We start from the raw sequence: 22083 nt of genomic DNA, 5'->3' as shown, positions 1-22083 counted from the left end.
TAAGCAGTCTCCTTTTTTACCATAACGGCTCTTCTTTATCAGTCAATTGTAAATAAAGAGGCATTGATAATAAAACAACAAGCATCAACACTAATTCGATGATTATGACAAAAGTTAAAGATAAATTAAACAGTACCGTAATAGGAATTGTTATCAGCGGAAATAATACTACAATAGATGTGATTTTTCTTGAATACATGCTTTGGTATTGATTAGCTCCACAATCATTACATTTCATATTTTTGCGGAATGATGCTAATTTTTTAAATGAATCATTCCATGACCATTTGCTGCCGCAGTTTTGACAAGTTGGCACTGTAATTCCTCCTTTAATGAATATCCTTAAATCTCTAATAAAAAAATGGAGTGGGGTATGGAAATAAAGATGGAACTACATCCACCAAGCATCCTATTTGTAAATTCATATCTTTCATATAAATACAGAACCTGTATCTTTTTTGTCGAACACTTGTACAAATATATTATAGTATTTAATTCCATTTTATATAAAATCATTTGTAAGGTATAATTTAAGTATTCAGAAATATAAAGGAGGATACATAGATGGGAATTTTGGATGGGTTAATGGGTAATTCTTCAACAGTAAGTAAGGATGAAGTATCCAAATCTTTAAAAGAAGTATTGTTTCCAGGTGAAGAAGTTCAACAAGCTTACAAGTTAATCAGGGATATGATTGTTTTTACGGGCAACAGACTTATTCTTGTAGACATACAAGGAATGACGGGAAAAAAAATCGAGTATCATTCCATTCCTTACAAAAGTATCACTCATTTCAGTACAGAAACAGCGGGAACATTTGATTTGGATGCTGAGCTTAAAATTTGGTTATCTGGAGCAGACATGCCGATAACTAAGACATTCAAAAAAGGCAATAGCATTGAAGATGTTCAAAAATTGCTTGCGTATTATGTTTGTGGATAAATAAAAAAATAATCAATTAATAATGGGAGGGCGTTTTAAAACGCTCTCCCTTTTTTATTGTTCCTCTTACCTAATCCCATCATAACAAATACAATCCGTAGTCTTTTTGCTTCATATAATCATAAAAAACCATACTAATAAATAATCTTTTTTTGTATAAATTGTAAATAATGAAGGACATTATAAATTTGTGACGAATATTATAATATGTGTCTAAATTGTGAACGATATGAATACGTTTTACCAAACTGAACTAAATATTTTTGCCTAATTCTAATTATTAAAGCGCTTTCATTATTATGAAAGGGAGGAATTATAATGAATGATCAACAAATTGTTAAATGCGGAAAATGCCAAGGAAATCAAGTGAAAAAACTAATTACAGTCTCAGATATGATGTTTTTGGCTATTTTAATTGCGTGCTGCATTCCAATGCCGGGTTGGTATTTAATCCCGATATTTATGTTCATAGGCTTTTTGGATGTTAAAAAAGGCGGTTTCCGTTATAGCTGTACTGGATGCAAATCTAAGTTCAGAGTAACGAAGGAAATCAATGCTGCATTTACTGAGTTTTTTAGGGCTCAGAAGACACTAATTAAATAAGAAACAAATGAACGGGGACCAGTTAAATAGAAACTGGTCTCTTTTATTTATCTAACAAATACAGGAGTACTTGCGACTTAAGTTGTAGATCATATCATCCTTTGTCAGGACGTAAAAATTCTTGGTAATTAATATACTTAACACATAAACAACTGAACCAATTTAAAGGGATGGTGATATAAAAATGAGTACACTTTACATTTGTACAACTTGCGGGACACAAACGGACTGCTTAAATGACCCACCGGTGAAATGTTTAATTTGCAGTGAGGAAAGACAGTATATTAATCGTAATGGGCAGCAGTGGACAACAATGGAAGAGATGGTATCTTCAAAACAATTTAAAAATGAAATAAAGTATGAAGAAAAAGATTTGTACAGTATGAAAACAGAACCAGATGTTGGTATCGGTCAGACAGCATACATCGTTCAAAGCGATAATTTTACATTGTTATGGGACTGTATTACCTATATTGACCAATTAACCGTCGATAAAATTAAAAAAATGGGTGGCTTACATGCAATTGCATTGTCACATCCTCATTACTATTCCAGTCAGATAGAATGGGCTGAAGCCTTTGATATCCCAATCTATATACACGAAGACGACCAGGAGTGGGTATTAAGAAAAAGTGAAAAAATTGTATTTTGGTCAGGAGAATCTTTAAAGTTGTCTGAAGGATTAATCCTTCACAGATTAGGTGGCCATTTTAAAGGTGGCGCTGTCCTTGAATGGAATAAAGGAAATCATCATAAAGGAATTTTGTTGACAGGAGATATTATTCAGGTGGTGGCTGATCGTAAATGGGTTAGTTTTATGTATAGTTATCCCAATCTGATTCCCTTGCCTGCTAAAAAAGTAATGGACATAGCCGATAAAGTAGCCAAAATGAACTTTGACCGAATTTACAACGCTTTTCATCGTATCATTCAGAAGGATGCCAAACAAGCCGTTCAAAAATCTGCTGAGCGATATATACAAGCGTTAAATGGGACTTTGTTTGAAACTTAAGTAGGACACGAAGAGAAATTTTTTTTAGGAAAACTGTTATTAAATAAAAAAACGCCTTTTAGTTATAGAACCCAAAAGGCTTGTAACAAACGTATGGCCACCCTTATTTAAGAACTGATACACGTCTTGTTCCCTATATTCATTTTAGTCGAGATAATTACAAGTAATTTCAATTTGCGAACCTGGCTTTAAGTTTAGTACTTAGCACTAAGATGTAATCATCTTGACTTATCTTAGAACTTTTAGCATCTGCTCCCATTTGTAAATTATCAATCAAGGTTACCGTATTATAATGAAATAAATACGTTAATTGAAGGATTTTTCATCAATTCGGTACTGATGACTTTGACTTTTCATTTTAGCATTGTGCTTCAGGTAGTATTCAAATACTTCTCTTGTTGTATAAGTTGGAGTATATCCAAAAATGGTTTTCAGTTTAGTGTTATCAAGAACAGGTCGATAGCGAAGGAAGTTAACCTGTTCCTCTCCATATTGAGTTAGGGATAGTCGTTTCAAGATATAAAGAGCCCATTTTACGACTAATGCAGGGATCCGTATGACTGGCTTGTATAATATATAGGCAAGTTCATCGATTGTTAGCTTACCATCACCAGCAACATTAAAGATTCCTGTCACATCACCTGTAACGGCCCGTTCGAGACAGCAAGCGACATCATGATCCCAAATAAAGACGAATGGGCTATCAGATCGAGAGATGCCAATTAAGGCTTTCTTTTCAAACAGAGCGGTAATCTGATTGTTCACTGTCTCGCCAAGGATGGTACCTATTCGGAAGATGATCTGTTCTAGTTCTGGGTGAGTTTGACGATAGTCTGCTAAAAGCTGTTCAACCAATCTTTTGTGATAAGAATAAGCAAATTCCTTATTTCCTCGAATCGGTACATCCTCTGTAATCCATGCTGGGTTATCTGGATGATAGCCATAAGCTGCTCCACTTGATGAGACGATGAGGCGTTTTACACCATTTTTAACGCAAGCCTTTAGGATATTTTCTGTACCAAGTACATCGACAGAATGCTCCAGTTCACGGTTACTCTTTTTGCCGGGTGTGACGATCGAGGCTAGATGGACGACTGTATCGATACGATATGTGGCCATCACCTTATGAAAGTCCTCTGAGCGGATATCGAGCTGTACATAATGTATGGTAGTGTCGGAATAAAATATAGGCTTTTCTTGAATATCAGTAGCGATAATGTGAATATTTTCTGCCACAGATAGTCGTTGGACAAGAAGGCTTCCTAAATAACCTGCCGCGCCTGTTATGAGTACATTCATACTTTCACGCTCCTGGCTGTGTCTTTGGTAGTTTCCTTATGAAGTGGCCGCTTTGACCAATAAATGGCAAGGGTAAGTCCAGAAACAATATGCCAGATTGCCCACCAGGCAGCTACTATGGCCATACCACCTAGTCCGTCAAAGAAATTGAATATCAAAACTAGACCCAGACCAGAGTTTTGAATACCTACCTCGATAGAAATCGCTCGACGATCGGCGATAGGGAGTTTTAACAGTGAGGAGGTGGTGTAGCCAATCGTAATGGCAAGTAGATTATGGATAAATACAATGAGAGCAACCATTCCAATAAATTCAATAAAATAAGTAAAGTTTGCTGCCAGGGAAACGATGACAAATCCTAAGAAGAAGACTATAGATGCATTTTTAGCCCATTTATTGATCAGTTGCGCTTTTTCTGGATATTTATGGTTCACATACATACCGATGGCGAGCGGTAACCCAAGCATTAAAAAGATTGTAATCAACAAGTCTTGCGGGTTGATGGTAAAAGACTTGAGCAGGCTATTTGTCGGTTCGTAAAAAGATCCCCAAAGCAAGGTGTTAAAGGGAGTCATAAAAATAGCTAGCACGGTTGAAATAGCCGACATGCTGATGGATAATGGGGTATTACCTTTAGCTAAGTAGGTCAAGAAGTTAGATAAATTGCCTCCCGGACAAGCTGCAACTAGAAACAACCCAAGAGCGATACTAGGCCTTGGCTCTATGATAAGAACGAGTATATATGTAAAGGCCGGAAGCAGGATAAATTGACAAGACAGTCCAATGAGTGTGGGTTTTGGCTTTTTAATACTTTCTTTAAAATCTGCTAATTTTAAGTCCAAAGCGACCCCAAACATGATAAACCCGATTAAGATATTCATAATTGTCAGTGAAGTTGCGTTGAAATTTAATTGGATATCATCGATATTCATGCTATTTACCCCTTGGTTCAGCATGCATTTCTTTAAAATATTTTAAGCCTGGTGCCCACATATGCTTGACTGGATCTACATCAGCATGAATAACCGAACAAATCCCACTTCGGATTGAACGCTCAAGGGCCTCGCGGAATTCATTTGGATTATTTGCATATTCCCCATGTGCACCCATGCTTTCAGCTAACTGTTGAAAATTGATATTGCCCAGGTCTGTATTAATGCTTTCTTCAGGGCTGAGGGTTTTCTTGATTAAGGTCTTAATTGGCTTCATGGCTATATGCTGATTAATTTTTACCATTCCCCATTGACGGTCGCAAAGAACGATATATATAATATGCAAGCCATTCCGCACTGCTGTTTCAATCTCTTGTGGATGAAAGCCCATTGCTCCATCACCAATGATGCAACATACAGGTACATCTGGCTTAGCAGCAGCTGCGCCGAGCGCCTGACCGACACCTGCCCCGAGCATCCCGAATTTAAATGTCGAAATGACTGTTCCAGGTTCTGTAACCTTATAATAGAAATTTGTCCAAATGGCTGTATTGCCGCCATCAATAACAAGTGGTGATTCTTTTGGAAATACCTCACTGCATATAGCAGGAATATGAGCTGAGTTCATCGGAGTGGCATGATCATTTAGATGTTCGTTAAGCTTATCCCTGTGCTTTTGCTTATCTTCAAGGTATTTGGATAGCAATGCTTCGCGCTGGAGGTAGTTCAATTGATCCTTAAAGGGAAGAAGTCGTTGATATAATTTTTCTAAAAAGATTTTTACATCTGAGAGAATGCTGACCTCAGTTGGCTTATTTGCGCCGAGAATAGAAGGATCTAAATCGACTTGAATTACCTTTTGGTTAGGATTCCAGTAAGGTGCTTTTCCCCACCAATCTGTTTCTCCTATCCTTGAGCCTAACACTAAAAGCACATCTGCTTCATTGCGAACCTTGTTATTAGCCTCAATATGAACCATTGGTAGCATAAGGCGGTTATTCTCTGAAATAGAGCCTCGACCGGCCCAACTTGTTGTAATCATCGATTGTAATAATTCCGCAACCTTCTCAAGCTCATTGAAGGCGTGTGCATGAATGACTCCGCTGCCAGCATGAATAACAGGAAATTTGGCTGATATAAGCAGTTCAACCGTTTCATCTAATTGTTGTTTATTTGGTTCAGGTGGTTGGGTTACACGGTATTGGCTAGCCCTCCAAAATGAAAGGTCACATTTCACTTTCGTATTGAGAATATTTTCCGGTATATCAAGATGAACGACTCCTGGGCGTCCTTCGAAACATTTTCTTAAAGCGGTGCGGAGCATTTCTGGAATCCTATCGAATGAAGGAACTGCTTCGCTCCATTTCGCAATCTGGCCAATCACTGCTGTCTGATCAAAGCATTGATAGGTGCCTCCACGGTCTGGGTACATGATGCCGGTCCGCCTAGCACTGGTAATGACAAGTACCCGGTTACCTTCTGCCTGCTCGACAACCAATCCAGGGAGGATATTGGCTACTCCCGGCCCATTGCTGGCCATGCAAACTCCAAGCTTACCAGTCAATCTGGCATAGGCTCCAGCCATGTGGGCTGCACTCGTCTCATGACGTGGAGAAATCAATTTGATACCATGGTTCTGTAAGTTTGAATAAAATCCAAAATAAGTTCCATCAATGATGCCAAATAATTTTTCAACATTCTCTAGGCTTAACATTTTTGCAATAACTTCGCCGCCACTTATTTCAGCCATACTATTCCTCCTTAATCATTACGATTATATTGATGAATCAAATCAGGGTTTAATACTTGAAATAATTGATGGAAAATCTTTTCAATATCCTCTTGAGTTGGAATCCTGCGGTTTGTGTCAATACCATTGCCGCAAAGAGTGAGCGCCGTTAATTCCTTTATCTGTGAGGAACACATTTGATCCATTGATATGTATGGTCTGCCTGTCTCCCAAATTTGAAACTGCTCATTATATTGATAGATCAGTTTAAGTATTTTTCTTGCCAGGGCGGATTTGCTTTCATTGGGATTGTGTCCAATAGCAATGGCCATTTCTGCATAACGGTCTTCTGCATCTTCAATTCCGAAGTCAATTACAAATGGATGCAGGAGTGCAACACTTAAACCATGGGGAATTTTATATTTTATCCCTAAGGCTCTGCCTGTGGCGTGTGCTAAATTAGTTGATGAATTAGAGAATGCTATTCCAGCATATAAACTGCCGATAAGTATATCATCATAGGCTTGTTGGTTATTTGTTTTTATGTAAACGTTTGGAAGGGCGTTGGTGATTTTCTTGAAGGCTTGAAGAGCATAGAAGTCTGTTAATTCGGTTGCTTTTGTTGAAACATAAGCTTCCATTGCATGTGTAAGTGCGTCTAAGCCTGTATATGCGGAGATGACCGGATGTAATTTCTTGGTCCAATAGGAATCTAATATGGCCGCATCCGGTACAAAACTTGGATGAGAGGGATTACGTTTAATGCCAGTTTCATCGTCAGTAATGACCATAACTTTTGTTGCTTCTGATCCTGAACCAGCCGTGGTTGGTATGACAATCAAGGGAAGACGTTCAATTATGGATTCTTGCTGGATGGTAAGTAAAGTATGCTCTGAATTAATGGCAAAGACGGAAACGGCCTTAGCGAGATCAATCACACTGCCACCACCGATTGCCACAACACCATCACAGCTTTCTGAGAGAGCTATATGGGTGGTTTTTCTCACCTGACTGAAGGTTGGTTCACCTTTGTCGCAAATATAGAGCTGAATCGATATCCCTTCTTTTTCAAGCATTGAGAAGAGATGCGTTTTCGCATCTTTGTAAAGCTTTACTGAAATCATGATAAAAGCTTTCTTGATTTGCAGCTTTCGAATTGTCTCCATAAGTTGTATTCCACTAAACCCGCCTGTCAAGATTATGGCAGGTTTTAAAATAGATTCGATAAAGATCACTCCTTCAGCTTAATGTATACGCTTACATTAATGCGTGCAGATAGGTTTCTATTATTATATCTAAGGAAGATTATAAAGACTTGAAACTTCAAAAGCAATATTAATTCAGAAAATTTAAATTATTTGATTTTGATAACAAGATAATATTTTAGGATGAAATAAACTATGTCATATTTTTTTCAAGTAAATATCATTGATATTCCTTTAATTCAATAGAGAAAAAAACGTTAATTGTTACTGGAAGAATTACTAGTCAGTAAGTTTAAAAGACAAAACTTGCTTCATATCATAATCGAAGGAGTAAGTTATATCATTGCCACTTTACTACCAATAGCTTTATTATAAATTTTCCTTGGTGGAAATTAATCCTTCTTTGATTCTTTTCCTATTTTACTAATCACTTTTGTTCCTTATCAATATACAGATTACCAAACATTACATATTATTGAAGTAATTTTCATTTAATGTTTTTCTCAATTTGATACAATATAATTTGATAACGTACTAGATAACGTTGATAGTGGTTATCTACTGCTAATCCTGACTTTCTTCCGGTTAAATGTCGAATTGTCAAAAGGAGAAAATCAAATGAAACCTTTAAAGTTAGTATTCTTCGCAATGATTGCGATTATGATATTTGTTCTTTGGAAAATGTTCCCGACTGAGCAGAAGACTTTTATTACGAATGATCGAATGAAAGAAATCCAGTCAATAGTGGATAATGCAAGTAAAGGTAAAGTCCAGGCCAACTGGCAAAACGTCGCAGCTATTGCAGCTATTGAATATAATATAGACACTGTAGAACCTTATAATATCGAACAAACTACTAATCTGTTTATCGAAAAAGAAGGAAACGAATATAAGCTTAAAAATATTGAAAAAGTAATGGATACTTTAAATTATACAGATGAACAGAAATCTCAGGTGAAATCCTATATAACCTACTTAGATTCATTTAAAAAAGGTAATAAAAGCAATCAATATGAATTTATTGCTGAAATAGAAAGTGCCGCTGTAGATAATTATAAGGAATATGGTATTTTGCCTTCCATCACAATTGCTCAGGCGATCCTGGAATCTGAATGGGGTAAATCAGGGCTATCTCAGAAGTATAATAACCTATTTGGCATTAAAGGCCATAACTGGGATGGTGCTGTTGCGAGCATGGACACAAAGGAATTTCATAATCAAAAAACAAAAAGTGATTTCAGAGCCTATAATTCGATTGATGAGTCAATCGATGATCATGGTGCATTTCTTAAAGAAAATCAACGCTATGAAAAGCATGGCCTTTTTGAGGCTAACACCTATATGGAACAGGCGCAAGCATTGGAGGATGCTGGCTACAGTACGGCTGAGAATGAAAAAGGCGAAAAAATATATAGTGAAATGCTGACCGATATTATTAAGCAATATCAATTACAACTAATTGATAGCAATGTCACTTCAAATAAATTATAAAAACAAGCGTATGTGTCTATTTTTGCACATACGCTTGTTTTTTATTCTTAATAGGTGATTTTTGATTAACTGCATAGATAAATTTCCACCTTTTGCAAATGAGGTTTGTTGAAATAAATGGTAACTGTAAAAGGGACTTAAGTAAATTATTTAAAGATTGGAGAGTGATCATTTGAATACGTATGGAGATGAATTATTTAAGGGTTCTGCTATGTATTATTCAAAATACAGGCCTATGTATCCTTCTGAACTAATTAGATTTCTAGTAGAGAAATTCTCTTTAAATGGAGAGCAGAACCTCCTAGATCTTGGATGTGGAACAGGACACCTCACAATCAGATTTTCTGATTGGTGTAAAAAAATCGTTGGGATTGATACTGAACCAGAAATGATTGAAGAAGCGAAACGTCTACATCAAGAGATTAGAATAGGGCAAATTCAATGGTTTAATGGAACACTAAATCAATATGTACATAATGAACAATATAGCCTCGTGACTATCGCTAAAGCCTTTCATTGGATGGACAGACCAACGATTTTAGAGGAACTTTTTCCAATCATTACGGATGGCGGAGGAGTAGCTATTATAGACAACTATAATCCAAATCAACCACTTACAACATGGCAGGTAAGAATGAATGAAATTATAGAGAAATGGTATGGAACTGATCGAAAAGCTGGAAAGACTACCTATACCCATCCGATTAAAAGTCATGAGGAAGTACTAACTAACTCAAAATTCAATTTAGAGATTCACCAATCACCTACATACGACATCATTTGGAACATTGAATCAATCCTTGGAAACCTATATTCCACCTCTTTCGGTTCAAAACGATTTCTTGAAAATAATGTGGAAAAATTTGAACAGGAGCTTAGAGAAGCCTTGCTAGATGTTTGTCAGTCCGGAGAATATAAAGAAACAGTATCATTGTCTGTAAAGTTAGGCTTAAAGAATTGATAAATAAGGAAGTTATTTCTTTGATGTCCAGCCATAAAGGAGGAGGCAATAGAGTTCATAAAAAGGGTTGGTGTTTATGGTTTTATGTCTCAATCATTCAATGAATAAACCGAGAATTAAATCTAAAATCCTCGGTTTATTTATCATTAAATCCTTTACTTTACTTGTATAAAGGATGTGCTCCCAGTGTTCTTGAGCGTTATTAAAAAGTAAAACAAACCGGGAACAAAAATGATCGTTCCGATTATTAGAAATACCGGCCTTACCCCTAAATCCCAAAATGGAGAGGAGGCAAACAGAATTCCTAATGGCATAGTGAGCCGTAGGAAAAATAATCGAACGGAGCTCAATTGTGCTAAACGTTCTTTTGCTACACCTTTTTGGAACATGGCGGCACTTTGTGCATTAAACAGAGGGAATAATATACCTCCACTTAATTCACACAGCCATGCATAAGGAATAGAATGTGTGAAAAATAATAATATGAAAGATAAGCCTCCCCCCATTAAACCGATGTACATAAACAATGGTGACTTAGGAAGACTCGTTAATATCCATGTGCCAATAACATAACCAACAGGAAAGGCTGCAGAAAAGATCGCATACTCCCAATATTCTCCGTCCAAATTTCCTCTAATAAAAGGCACACTTAGAACCATTGTGGCTCCCACGGCAAATTGAACGGTAGAAGAGAGGAGGGTCAATCGGAAAAGACCTGGATATTGAAAAAATATTTTGTATCCTTCCTTCATCTCTTTCCACCAAAATTGCTTTGTCCATGGAGATACGGCCTGTTTGGGATTCTCTGGCAGCCGTTTAAGAGATAGAAAGCTTATTAAGAACATGATTGCAGAAAAGACATAGATGAAGTGAATGGGGATGAATAATAAAAATAAGGAGGCAGCTCCCGGTGCGAGAAAGCTCATAAGACGAAGTGTGCCGTCCAATAATGCATTGGCATTTACCAGTTCCTTTTCTTCACAAAGCTCCGGCAGAAGGGAGAAAGAGAGACTTGCGTAAATAGGCTGCATTAAACCCAGTAAGCATTGCAATATGAATAAACCAATAATAGCGCCATTCTCTGAGACCAGAATAAAACCCAATAAAGGAAGTAAATAAGCGAATGAGCGAATCAGTTGTATATTACGCAAAAGTCTTTCTTTAACCATGTAATTTAAAAATGGAGAGCTAATACATTGTAAAATTAACGAAGGGATAAAATAAATCAGCCAAAGTATACCCATCCATTCTTTCGAACCAGTCAATTCATACAGTAGTAATCCATTTACAATTCCACCAGCTGCTCCGCCTAATTCAGAAACAATTTCTCCAATCCAAAGAGCTTTAAACGATTTTGAATAATTTTTCATAAAGGATTACCCAAATAATGAAATAGCTTAGTTGAAAAATCTTTAAGCTGAGCGGCATTGATTGAATAGATTCCTTTATCCGCACGAATAAATTTGGCCGATTTTAAAATGGAAAGCTGATGATGCAGAGTTGTCTTTGAAATTAAAAATTGGACGCTTAATTCCTGCAGGGACCTTGGACCTTTAATCAATTGATGAAGCAGCTTTAAGCGGAGCTCATCCCCAAGCGCTTTATGGCCAGCAATTAATTCCTGTGAAGGTACATCTGATTGCCTAAAATAGTCTTCTTTAACTGGATAGAAGATCAGTTTGGTATCTACTGTTCGAATTTCCAGTATCCATGGCCGATAAGAAACATGAGGGACCATCTTTACAGACCATACGGAAGGTTCCGGTATATAATTCGCTCGGCCGCTTATTTGCTCAATGATCTCGGTGGGATTCTTTTCTTCCAATGATTGATGCTGTTTTTCTTCAAATTCCAGTGCTTTTAACCATTTATTCCATTCCTCGAAGCTTCTTACCCATTGATACCATCCATCTATAATGGTTTGATAGAGGACACATATTTCTTTGAATTGATATTTACCAAGATTAAGAACGTAGTCTCCCAAATAATCATGCTCTGAAAAATGTTTACTATACTCAGTAAACAAATGCTTTTCCTTATAATTAATCGCTGTATTTTTACGTGCTTCTTCACAGACTCGATTTTTATATGGAAGAACGGTTTCGTAAAAAGTATTTGGCGAAATATCAGCCAAAGCATCAAGAAACTCCTGAATAGAAGATGAAGAAAATTTTGCTTGCAGCATTATCAGTCCATACCAAAGGTTTGTATCTTCGATTTCTTTTAAATCCTTAGAAAGAGATATTGGCAACTTGTTTTCCCAAGAGGACCATAATGCTTCCTGCTCAAAAGTATGCCGCATCTTTTCATGAGTATAGCCAGCAATACCAAGGATAACTTCCCAAACTGGTGAAGATTCTACTTGCATAGATAGCGATTCTATCGATTCAAACGAATAAAGATCCTGCATTTAATCTCCTCCATTTTTTGGATTATATTCAGATTCTAAATTAGTTGAATCATATATTCAATATATTTGGAAAAATAAAATTATTTTCCTCTTAATTAATCGATTTAAATATGTGTTATTTCGAGTTGCCGCTAGTAGGAAAATAGACTACCTTGATGACCAATTCGGTTATATGATTACCACTGGTGAACTTGCATGAACCAATACAGTTTCAGCATTCACCGGAATAAACAACATGTAAAAAGGGATGTAAACAGTTGTTTACATCCCTTAGTCATTAGATTTTCATAACTCCACCTGTACTGGCGGAAGTGACGAGTTTCGAATAGCGTGCCAGATAGCCGGTCTTGACCTTTGGCTCAAAACCTTTCCAATTCGCTCTGCGGAGTTCAAATTCCTCGTCTGAGATTTCCAGTTGAATGGTACGTTTATTCATATCGAGTTCAATGATATCGCCATTTTCAACAAAGGCAATAGGGCCGCCTTCAGCAGCTTCAGGTGATATGTGGCCAATGCTGATTCCTCTTGAGGCACCAGAAAAACGTCCGTCTGTAATTAAGCCTACTTTTGCGCCCAATCCTCTTCCGACAATTTGCGAGGTAGGAGCGAGCATTTCCGGCATACCAGGACCGCCTTTTGGGCCTTCATAACGAATGACGACTACATCTCCTTCTTTTACTTTGCCGGTAATAATACCTGATAAAGCATTCTCCTGAGAATCGAAACAAATAGCAGGGCCTCTGTGATAGCCGCCAACTTCGGGATCGACCGCTCCAACTTTAATAATTGAACCATTTGGTGCAAGATTGCCAAACAGTACAGCCAAGCCGCCACGTTCAGAATGTGGATTGCTTAAAGGACGAATTACATCATAATCTAAAATCTCACAGCCCAGCACGTTTTCTCTCAATGTTTGGCCAGAGACAGTTATACATTCTCCGTTTAAAGCACCCGGCTTTTTCAGCAATTCATTAATAATAGCACTGACACCACCGGCATTATGTACATCCTCAATATGATAATCAGATGCCGGCGCTATTTTTGCCAAGTGGGGGACTCGGCTGGCAATCTCATTAATACGCTCCATCGGGTATTCGAATCCAGCTTCATGAGCCAATGCGAGAGTATGAAGGACTGTATTCGTTGAACCACCCATGGCCATGTCAAGAGCAAATGCATTATCAATCGTATCGATGGTCACGATATCACGCGGTTTAATGTCTGTTTTAATGAGCTGCATCAGCTGTTTGGCTGATTGTCTGACAAAATCCTTTCTTTCCTCTGCAACGGCAAGGATTGTCCCGTTACCAGGTAAAGCTAAACCTAAGCCTTCCGCTAAGCAATTCATTGAGTTCGCGGTGAACATTCCGGAACATGAACCGCATGTTGGACAGGCGACCTGTTCAAGCTCCTGCAGTCGCTCTTCATCAATTTGTCCGGATTGATAGGCACCGACACCTTCAAAAACGGAAGTGAGGGAGAGGGAGTTGCCATCTTTATCTTTACCAGCTTTCATTGGTCCGCCACTGACGAAAATAGTTGGGATATTGACACGAAGAGCAGCCATCATCATACCAGGTGTGATTTTGTCACAGTTTGGAATACAAACCATTCCATCAAACCAATGCGCTGATACGACTGTTTCAATAGAATCCGCAATAATTTCACGACTCGGCAAAGAATAACGCATGCCGATATGGCCCATAGCAATCCCATCATCGACACCAATAGTATTGAATTCAAACGGAACCCCACCCGCTTCACGGATTGCTTCCTTTACAATCTTTCCGAATTCCTGCAGATGTACATGACCAGGAACGATGTCAATATAGGAATTGCAAACCGCGATGAATGGTTTTCCAAAATCCTCTTCACTTACACCAGCCGCTCTCAGTAAGCTTCTATGTGGAGCGCGATCTATTCCTTTTTTTATCATATTACTACGCATTTCAGTCATGACAATCATCTCCAATTAGGTAAATTTATCTGTATATTTAGAATTATTCAACATTTTAACATTAAATGAAGTAATATCCTATCATAATTGGAAAAGAATTATATTTTTTATATAAATATCGTAAATTGCTGATGTAACTTTCATACTTGTTGAAACTCTCTTCGTTTGAAGACACATTATTTTCATTTTATTGAAAATCAGGGTAAAATAATGCGTATTACTTACATGACGTTTCATAATATGGATAAAAATTCTGACTTGGTAGTAGAACTTCAATCAAGACAGAAAGGATTTGATCGTTTGTTAGATTACAAGTTAATGGTCACTTTATATGAAGGAGACTATGAGAAATGGGTTAACACTGGGATTGCATTAGGAATTGTTTTGCTATTCATCCTTTTTAGGAAGCTAGTTACGAAGTATGTCTTTCAGTTGATATTAAAATTGAGAGAGGATAAGCCAAATGATTTATTTATTCAAGTTTTTAAAAGCTTTGAAAAACCGATCAGTTGGCTGTTTATTATCATTGGTCTGTACATAGGGGTAAAGTACTTTCCATTCATCAATCAACATAATCCTTTTTTCTTAAAATTATTGCGTTCGATGATTATCTTTTTGATTACCTGGGGATTATTTAATTTGTCCTCACCTTCACAAGGTATTTTATTAAATATTAATGAGAAAATGAATCAAAAAATCGATTTGATCCTCATTCCCTTTATATCCAGAGCCATGAGAGTGATTATCGTAGCCATCAGCATTAGTATTATCGGTCAAGAATTTGATTATGACGTAAATGGATTGGTAGCCGGTCTTGGTTTGGGTGGTTTAGCTTTTGCCTTAGCAGCTAAAGACGCTGTTGGTAATTTAATTGGCGGAATTGTAATCGTCACAGAAAAACCTTTTTCTATCGGTGATTGGATTTTAACATCTAATGTTGAAGGAACTGTGGAGGATATAAACTTTAGAAGTACAAAGGTTCGTACATTCAGCCAGGCGTTAGTGACTGTACCTAATGCTACGCTGGCCAGCGATGCAATCACGAACTGGAGTCGAATGGGAAAACGAAAAATCGATTTTCATTTGGACGTCGCCTACCAAAGGGAGACAGATCAACTTGATAATCTAATAGAGGAAATTAAACATTTGCTGCGCTCACATCAAGGTGTTCATCAGGACACCATTGTCGTAGCCTTCGATCAATTTAAAGATCATTATATAAAAATACTAGTTTATTTCTTTACCAATACTACTGCCTGGGAAGAACATGTCCAAATTAAACATCAAATCAATTTAAGTATCATGCAGCTGTTAGAAAAAGAGGGAATATCTTTGGCAGTGCCTATGCAAAAAGTTTCTGTTGATCCTGAGTTTTCATTAATAAAAGAAAGATCAAATTAAATCATTTTAATATACCACTGTGAATTAAGTGATTCATAGTGGTATATTTCTTTTATAAAGAGTATTCGCTATAACAGTGCTAGAAAACCTTAGATATTAACCATATTTAAAAAAGAGGGAATACATTCTTTGCCACACAAGCCATCTCTAATTTCTCCAGTGTTTTACAATAATCAACTTCTACATTTTCAATAGTTTGATTCATACTCAGAACCATTTCCTTTACAATCGTTGAATCCTTATACCATTCTGTATATTGAGGTGGCGAGTGCGATACATCTTTCCATACATATGAGAGTGAAGGGCTATAAAAGTGAGGAGATCCAGATAGCAGCCTGCATTCTCTTAAACGAACTTTATACTTTTTTCCTGGAAATTCTTCATTTATATCATTAAAAAGATGCGGCCAATAATCCTTTCTTGAGCCTGTATGCGGCGTATTTAATGCCCATTGTTCAATTTTCTTCAAACTTCTATCATTAAATAAACACGTATACAAATCCTTTCCAATTTGAATCCGGCTATCGAGCTGTTCAAAGTGATGGATCGTTTTACCCGCAAAACTGATCTTCGTATTATTTTTCAAATAAGGAAATAAAATTTGATTCATTGATAAATGATCTTGTAGAGAAAATTCAGGTTTTACAAGGACCTGATTATGGATATTGGGTTCTTTTATGAGTGTTTCTTCTAAATGGTTTTGTTCATTTATGATAAGTGCCACCGTTAGAAGAGCTGAATCTTTATATTGCCAAAAGTAAGTCCAAACAGTTTGCATATACGCTGAAACAAATAAATGAGGCAATAAGTAGGCGAGATTCCGACCGTATTTAAGTGATTCTTCATACATGAGTAATTGAGGATAGGCATCATTAAAAATCAACCAATTACCCCGTTCTAAAAACAAAAAGAATGTTTCAGCTTCCTTTTTCTCCAGCAATCTTGATAAACAAGTACCCTTTAAGTCAGTCATATTCCATCCGGCATTTCTGGAAACCATATGGGCAAGAAATGACCAATGGATCTCTGGATGGTTTTGATAAAAAGAAAGATAGGCTTTAGTCCTGGTAATATTATTCTGATTGGCTAAGCTTGTTTTTTCACGTATCATTCTTAAAATCATTTCATCTTCATGCGTCATTTTGTATATTACTTTCTTTTTTTGATCAAGCATCTTTTTCATTTCAGTTAATGTTCCGGATAGTTCTGTTTTTTTCTTTTTAAACCAGGGAAAGGACATAAATATATCTCCTTCTAATAAAAAATAATTAAAGGTGCTCTATTTTATTCTTTGAAAATTCGGTTTATACACATGCATAAAGCGTTAAGATAGACGATTGCCGCTTGGGAGGAGTAATCTAATAAGCAGCATGAATAGCTTTTACTTTGTCAATAATTTGTTCAGTTTCCGTATGAAAGTGAACATATTAGATATTTCAGTCTGTAGTTTTGTGAAAAAATGTTTGATTGAAAAGAAGTGAGGTTACGACATGAAACAACCAAAGACATCAGAGGAATATACATTAGGAAAAATATTGCTATTCTTTATCCCATTGGCTCTGTCAGCTAGTTTGACTTCGGTATCTCACGTTATTATTAACGGGACACTTAGTCGGGCTGAAGCAGCGGAGGTCATTATATCCAACTATGCAATTGCTTTTTCACTGTTTAGTATTATGGAAAGACCGGCTTTAGTATTCAGACAAACAAGCTCAGCCTTAGCAAAAGGGAAGTCGACCTTCCAGGCTATTTGCTCTTTTTTCATAAAAATCATCGTTACTTTAATGCTTATTTGTATGTTAGTCGCTTTTTCACCGCTTGGAGAATGGATATTCACTTATTTATTTAATGCTGAACCTGAGAATATGTCAGCTTTAATGAACACCTTTAAGGTTTTAGCTGTTGTGATTTTACTATCAGGCATCCGTACGTTATATCAGGGAATTATGATTAATCATCTTGAAACAAAATGGGTGACCTATGGTGTGATTATTCGCTTGATTGGTATGATTGCAATTGCATTTTATTTCATCCATTATGCGGATTTACTGTCAAGTATAGCCGGAGCCATCATTTTCTTAACCGGTATGTTAATCGAATGTGTAATCAGTATCTGGAGAGGCCATCGTTTAATAAAGACAGAGAACCTGGATGAAGATGATGAACAGCCATTGACCCAAAGAGAGATTGGAAAGTTTTATACGCCATTGGTCTTTTACTTATCTTTTCAAACGCTTGTAACACCTATCATTTATGCTTGTTTAAGCTTCATTGACAATGTAAATCTCGGGATCGCTTCTTTTGCTCTTGCCTTCAGTGTAACGAATTTGATCATCAGCTTTTTTATGTACACCCATCAGGTCGTTCTTCAATTTTATGATACAAACAAAAAAGCGGTCTTTCAGTGTATTGTGATTTTTAGTATAGTTCCTACAACATTATTGCTTATATTATGCTATACACCTGCAGGCTTCTGGTTTATGGATACGATCTTTGGCACAACCGGTACATTGGCTAAAGAGACATTGCAGGTGCTGCAATTCTTTATTATAAAAACCTTTGTTTTTCCTTGGGTGGATTACTTAGGGGGCATTTTAATGCTAAACAAGAAAACAGGAGCGATGTTAAAGCCACAGCTTTATAATCTGATTACGGTTGTAATTATTTTAGTGACATTTGTTGTCCTGTTCCCTTCATTAAATGGAAGAGCGGGTGCCATAGCTGCTTCTCTTGGGGAATTGGTTGGCTTAGTATTCGTTTTTATGGTGGTGCAAAAATATAATAAGGACATAGATAAGCAAGCTACTCAAATGGAATCCATGTAAGTAAAAGGGAGGTTATTCAGATGAATAATCTCTTTTTTTTGCAGCTAAAAGACTCATAGCATGAGAAAGAGTGAGGAGAGTAAATATTCTTTGTATCCACCCTATCTGTTATACATATTTCCCCTAAATCATTAGTACTTTTATTACTTTTCTTCCTGTTCTAATTTCTCTAATGCGTATTTTTCAGTTAATGGGTAATTCCTGTCTAGTTAGACCCCTCAATGACGACATATTGCTACCGGTATGACGATATTAAGTACTTACTAAATTAGTAATCTTTATTTCCTGTAAATGAAGAGTCTAAAGTGATGAAAAGCATCCAGGGAAAAGAAGAATAAAAGGTTATAACTGGAAGAGACAATAATGCGAAATGTCTAAAAATTCGACAAATATAAAGTATCTCGTGGGAATTAATATAAAAAGTTGTAAATGTAAGGCATTTTTAGTTATTATAGTAAATATATAGCGCTTTACTAGTTAGTAATTTCATAAACTAGTAAATATTAACTAACGAAATTTATTGAATTATGTAAATATTCGTTATTTCACCCATGGCTACTATACAGAAAATCCAAAACGAAAGAAGGAGAGAACGTTAATGGCTATAAGCTTACAAAAAGGACAACGAATTGACCTGACAAAAGGTAATGCAAATCTAAATACGATTATGGTTGGTTTAGGTTGGGATCCAGTAAAGAAAAAAGGCGGCTTTTTTAGCAGAAGTGCAGATGTAGACTGTGATGCATCAGTTATTATGCTGACTGCAGATAAATTGCAGAGTAATAAAGATCTTGTTTATTTTGGGAATAAAAAAAGTGCTTGTAGTTCTGTTATTCATTCAGGAGACAACTTAACTGGGGATGGCGATGGTGATGATGAATCCATTAAAATCAACTTGAAATCTGTTCCAAATACATACAACAAATTAGTTTTTGTCGTAAACATTTATAACTGTGTTCAAAGAAAACAAGACTTTGGCATGATTGAGAATGCTTATATACGTGTTGTGAATCACGATACAGGCGAAGAATTAGTTCGATTTAATTTGTCGGATAATTATGCTGGCTTAACAACATTGATTACAGGTGAAATTTATCGTCACAATTCAGAATGGAAATTTGCTGCTATTGGTGATGGAACGAAAGATAGCAGTCTATCGGAGATATGCAGCAAATACCAATAATAAATATTAATTAAAATACTGGAGGGAAATAAAATGGCAATTTCATTATCAAAAGGACAAAAAGTAGATCTTACAAAAACAAATCCTGGTTTAACAAAAGTAATAGTAGGTTTAGGATGGGACGTAAACAAATATGATGGCGGACATGATTTTGACCTTGATGCATCCGTATTTCTTTTAAATGAAAGCGGAAAAGTATCCGGCGGAGAAGATTTTGTTTTCTATAATAATACAACAGGTGGTGCTGGTTCCGTAACTCACTCTGGTGATAACTTAACTGGAGAAGGTGACGGCGATGATGAACAGGTTAAAATCTCAATCCAAAGTATTCCACAAAGTATACAAAAAGTTGCTTTTGCTGTAACCATCCATGATGCTGATTCCAGAAGTCAAAACTTTGGTATGGTTTCAAACGCTTTCATTCGAATTGTGAACGAAGAAACGAATGAAGAACTGATCAGATATGATTTGGGAGAAGATTTTAGCATTGAAACTGCCGTTGTTGTAGGCGAATTATACCGCCATCAAGGAGAATGGAAATTTAGTGCGATTGGTTCCGGTTACCAAGGCGGTTTAGCTGCTCTTTGCAATGACTATGGATTACAAATAGGATAATACTATTCGTTTATTAAATAGTAATATACGAATTTGAGAGGTGTGATTTTGCACATGGCTATTCAACTCAGTAAAGGTCAACGTATTGACCTGACTAAAAACGATCCAACATTGCAAAAAATTGTTATCGGTTTAGGATGGGATGTAAAAAACTTTGATGGAGGTCAAGATTTTGACTTGGATGCCTCTGCGTTCATCTTAAATGCCCACGGAAAATGCCGTAACGATTTCGATTTCATTTTTTATAATAATCTTCAAAGTACGGATGGTTCCGTTACCCATACCGGAGATAACAGAACGGGAGAAGGGGAAGGCGATGATGAACAAATCAAAATCGATCTTTCTAAAATCCCCGATGATGTGAACAAAATTGCTATTACAGTAACGATTCATGATGCGGAAGTTCGCCGTCAAAATTTTGGACAAGTTACCAACGCTTTTGTACGTCTAGTAAATGAAGATACGGGCGTTGAGGTTTTACGTTATGACCTTGGAGAAGATTTCAGTATTGAAACAGCTGTCGTATTTTGTGAGGTTTATAGACATAACCTTGATTGGAAATTCAATGCGGTTGGTTCCGGTTATCAAGGCGGGTTACATTCATTGGTTAAAGCATATGGCTTAAGCGTTTAAGCATAAATGATTAGTTAGGGGGAATTATTTCTTTCCCCTATTATTTTTAAGATATACAACGGAGGGTTAACACTTTGGAAATTTTAGAACAAATCTTAAGTACGTATGCTTTATTTTTTGACTTGGACATGTGGGCGGAAGTATTAACTGATCCTGTAGCATGGGGACTAATTGGGTCCTTAGTAATCATAGAAGGATTATTGTCCGCTGATAATGCCCTTGTTCTGGCTGTTTTAGTAAAGCATCTTCCTGAAAAACAACGAAAAAGAGCACTTATGTATGGGATGTTCGGTGCCTACTTCTTCCGTTTCTTATTTATTGGAATAGGCGTATACCTCGTTAAATTTTGGTTCATTAAAGTTTTAGGTGCTGCGTACTTAGCATGGATCGTAATCCAGCATTTTCGGTCAAAAGCCGGAGATGGCGAAGACGGCGTAAAACAATTTAATAAAAATTCATGGCTTACACGTACAATCGGAATATTCTGGAGCACGGTTGTTTCAGTAGAATTAATGGATATTGCGTTCTCAGTGGATTCTATATTAGCTGCATTTGCAATATCTGATCAAGTATGGGTACTTTTGGTTGGCGGTATGTTAGGAATCCTAATGATGCGTACAGTTGCCGGTGTATTTTTAACATTAATTGAACGCGTACCTGAACTCGAAACTACTGCATTTATACTTATTGGGATTATCTCAGCAAAAATGTTTGCAAGTGTTTTTGGCTTCCATGTATCTCATTATGTGTTTTTTGCGATTATCATTGTCGCTTTTCTCGCAACTTTTATCATTCATTATATCAATAAAGGTAAAAATATTGATAAAAACACGGAAATGGCTGCATCTAAAGATAAATAAAAAGATCTGGCTTGAATTAAAGACG

At 36.5% G+C, this 22083-nt stretch carries 20 protein-coding genes; 11 read left to right on the top strand and 9 right to left on the bottom strand.

Going from position 1 to position 22083, the window contains the following annotated elements:
• Positions 1 to 16: 16 nt before the first annotated feature.
• Entirely contained in the window at positions 17 to 316 is a 300-nt protein-coding gene (locus AC4G3N_RS00660) for a TIGR04104 family putative zinc finger protein (protein WP_148629735.1), read from the bottom strand.
• A 248-nt stretch (positions 317 to 564) separates the two neighbouring features.
• On the opposite strand from AC4G3N_RS00660, the gene AC4G3N_RS00655 reads away from it, so the two are divergent.
• From AC4G3N_RS00655 to AC4G3N_RS00645, 3 genes are all read left to right on the top strand, one after another.
• The gene (locus AC4G3N_RS00655) at positions 565 to 942 is read left to right on the top strand and encodes a PH domain-containing protein (protein ID WP_139891913.1); all 378 of its coding nucleotides are present in this window, start codon (positions 565 to 567) and stop codon (positions 940 to 942) included.
• A 318-nt stretch (positions 943 to 1260) separates the two neighbouring features.
• Positions 1261 to 1545 (top strand): hypothetical protein, encoded by a 285-nt coding sequence (locus AC4G3N_RS00650; RefSeq protein ID WP_139891914.1) that lies wholly within the window; start codon positions 1261 to 1263, stop codon positions 1543 to 1545.
• A 184-nt stretch (positions 1546 to 1729) separates the two neighbouring features.
• A complete protein-coding gene (locus tag AC4G3N_RS00645) occupies positions 1730 to 2557 on the top strand; it encodes a hypothetical protein (RefSeq protein ID WP_490557970.1) in 828 nt (275 codons plus the stop codon).
• Positions 2558 to 2863: 306 nt separating this feature from the next.
• Here AC4G3N_RS00645 and AC4G3N_RS00640 read toward each other — a convergent pair whose 3' ends face one another.
• The 4 genes from AC4G3N_RS00640 to AC4G3N_RS00625 are packed head-to-tail and all read right to left on the bottom strand — an operon-like array spanning position 2864 to position 7752.
• Positions 2864 to 3856 carry an SDR family oxidoreductase gene (locus tag AC4G3N_RS00640; RefSeq protein WP_491089544.1) on the bottom strand — a complete coding sequence of 331 codons (993 nt, stop codon included), beginning with the start codon at positions 3854 to 3856 and terminating at the stop codon, positions 2864 to 2866.
• Positions 3853 to 4788 (bottom strand): bile acid:sodium symporter family protein, encoded by a 936-nt coding sequence (locus AC4G3N_RS00635; protein WP_491089543.1) that lies wholly within the window; start codon positions 4786 to 4788, stop codon positions 3853 to 3855. Before AC4G3N_RS00635 ends, AC4G3N_RS00640 begins: the two co-directional genes overlap by 4 nt.
• 1 nt (position 4789) lies before the next feature.
• A complete protein-coding gene (locus AC4G3N_RS00630; protein WP_491089542.1) occupies positions 4790 to 6538 on the bottom strand; it encodes a thiamine pyrophosphate-binding protein in 1749 nt (582 codons plus the stop codon).
• Between the two features lie 11 nt (positions 6539 to 6549).
• On the bottom strand, positions 6550 to 7752 hold the full coding sequence (locus AC4G3N_RS00625) for an iron-containing alcohol dehydrogenase (protein ID WP_491089541.1): 1203 nt from the start codon (positions 7750 to 7752) through the stop codon (positions 6550 to 6552).
• A 588-nt stretch (positions 7753 to 8340) separates the two neighbouring features.
• Between AC4G3N_RS00625 and AC4G3N_RS00620 the strand changes: the two genes are divergently transcribed.
• Positions 8341 to 9213, top strand: coding sequence for a glycoside hydrolase family 73 protein (locus AC4G3N_RS00620; protein ID WP_491089540.1), 873 nt, complete (start codon positions 8341 to 8343; stop codon positions 9211 to 9213).
• Between the two features lie 172 nt (positions 9214 to 9385).
• Positions 9386 to 10174: a class I SAM-dependent methyltransferase gene (locus AC4G3N_RS00615; RefSeq protein ID WP_066103754.1), complete on the top strand. Its 789-nt coding sequence runs from the start codon at positions 9386 to 9388 to the stop codon at positions 10172 to 10174.
• Positions 10175 to 10329: 155 nt separating this feature from the next.
• Here the strand turns inward: AC4G3N_RS00615 and AC4G3N_RS00610 are convergent, their stop codons facing one another.
• From AC4G3N_RS00610 to ilvD, 3 genes are all read right to left on the bottom strand, one after another.
• The gene (locus AC4G3N_RS00610) at positions 10330 to 11544 is read right to left on the bottom strand and encodes an MFS transporter (protein ID WP_491089539.1); all 1215 of its coding nucleotides are present in this window, start codon (positions 11542 to 11544) and stop codon (positions 10330 to 10332) included.
• On the bottom strand, positions 11541 to 12584 hold the full coding sequence (locus AC4G3N_RS00605) for an ArsR/SmtB family transcription factor (RefSeq protein ID WP_491089538.1): 1044 nt from the start codon (positions 12582 to 12584) through the stop codon (positions 11541 to 11543). The genes AC4G3N_RS00610 and AC4G3N_RS00605 overlap by 4 nt, the downstream gene beginning before the upstream one ends.
• Before the next feature lie 277 nt (positions 12585 to 12861).
• The gene (gene ilvD, locus AC4G3N_RS00600; RefSeq protein ID WP_187393431.1) at positions 12862 to 14541 is read right to left on the bottom strand and encodes a dihydroxy-acid dehydratase; all 1680 of its coding nucleotides are present in this window, start codon (positions 14539 to 14541) and stop codon (positions 12862 to 12864) included.
• Positions 14542 to 14751: 210 nt separating this feature from the next.
• Here ilvD and AC4G3N_RS00595 point away from each other — a divergent pair, with 210 nt between their 5' ends.
• Positions 14752 to 15942: a mechanosensitive ion channel family protein gene (locus AC4G3N_RS00595; protein WP_254654698.1), complete on the top strand. Its 1191-nt coding sequence runs from the start codon at positions 14752 to 14754 to the stop codon at positions 15940 to 15942.
• Between the two features lie 106 nt (positions 15943 to 16048).
• Here the strand turns inward: AC4G3N_RS00595 and AC4G3N_RS00590 are convergent, their stop codons facing one another.
• Positions 16049 to 17182, bottom strand: a complete 1134-nt coding sequence (locus AC4G3N_RS00590) for a DUF2515 family protein (RefSeq protein ID WP_066103759.1) — start codon at positions 17180 to 17182, stop codon at positions 16049 to 16051.
• A gap of 250 nt (positions 17183 to 17432) precedes the next feature.
• Between AC4G3N_RS00590 and AC4G3N_RS00585 the strand changes: the two genes are divergently transcribed.
• The 5 genes from AC4G3N_RS00585 (at position 17433) to AC4G3N_RS00565 (ending at position 22058) form a co-directional block, all read left to right on the top strand.
• Entirely contained in the window at positions 17433 to 18767 is a 1335-nt protein-coding gene (locus AC4G3N_RS00585) for a multi antimicrobial extrusion protein MatE (RefSeq protein WP_139891922.1), read from the top strand.
• A 598-nt stretch (positions 18768 to 19365) separates the two neighbouring features.
• A complete protein-coding gene (locus tag AC4G3N_RS00580; RefSeq protein WP_066103763.1) occupies positions 19366 to 19950 on the top strand; it encodes a TerD family protein in 585 nt (194 codons plus the stop codon).
• Between the two features lie 33 nt (positions 19951 to 19983).
• Positions 19984 to 20565 (top strand): TerD family protein, encoded by a 582-nt coding sequence (locus AC4G3N_RS00575; RefSeq protein WP_066103765.1) that lies wholly within the window; start codon positions 19984 to 19986, stop codon positions 20563 to 20565.
• Between the two features lie 54 nt (positions 20566 to 20619).
• The gene (locus tag AC4G3N_RS00570) at positions 20620 to 21198 is read left to right on the top strand and encodes a TerD family protein (protein WP_066103766.1); all 579 of its coding nucleotides are present in this window, start codon (positions 20620 to 20622) and stop codon (positions 21196 to 21198) included.
• Positions 21199 to 21326: 128 nt separating this feature from the next.
• A complete protein-coding gene (locus AC4G3N_RS00565) occupies positions 21327 to 22058 on the top strand; it encodes a TerC family protein (RefSeq protein WP_373925477.1) in 732 nt (243 codons plus the stop codon).
• The last annotated feature ends 25 nt before the right edge of the window (positions 22059 to 22083 follow it).

The sequence above is a fragment of the Bacillus sp. z50 genome, from assembly GCF_058313585.1.
Note: the sequence above shows the minus strand (reverse complement) of the source record. Positions and strands in the feature narration are given on the sequence as shown.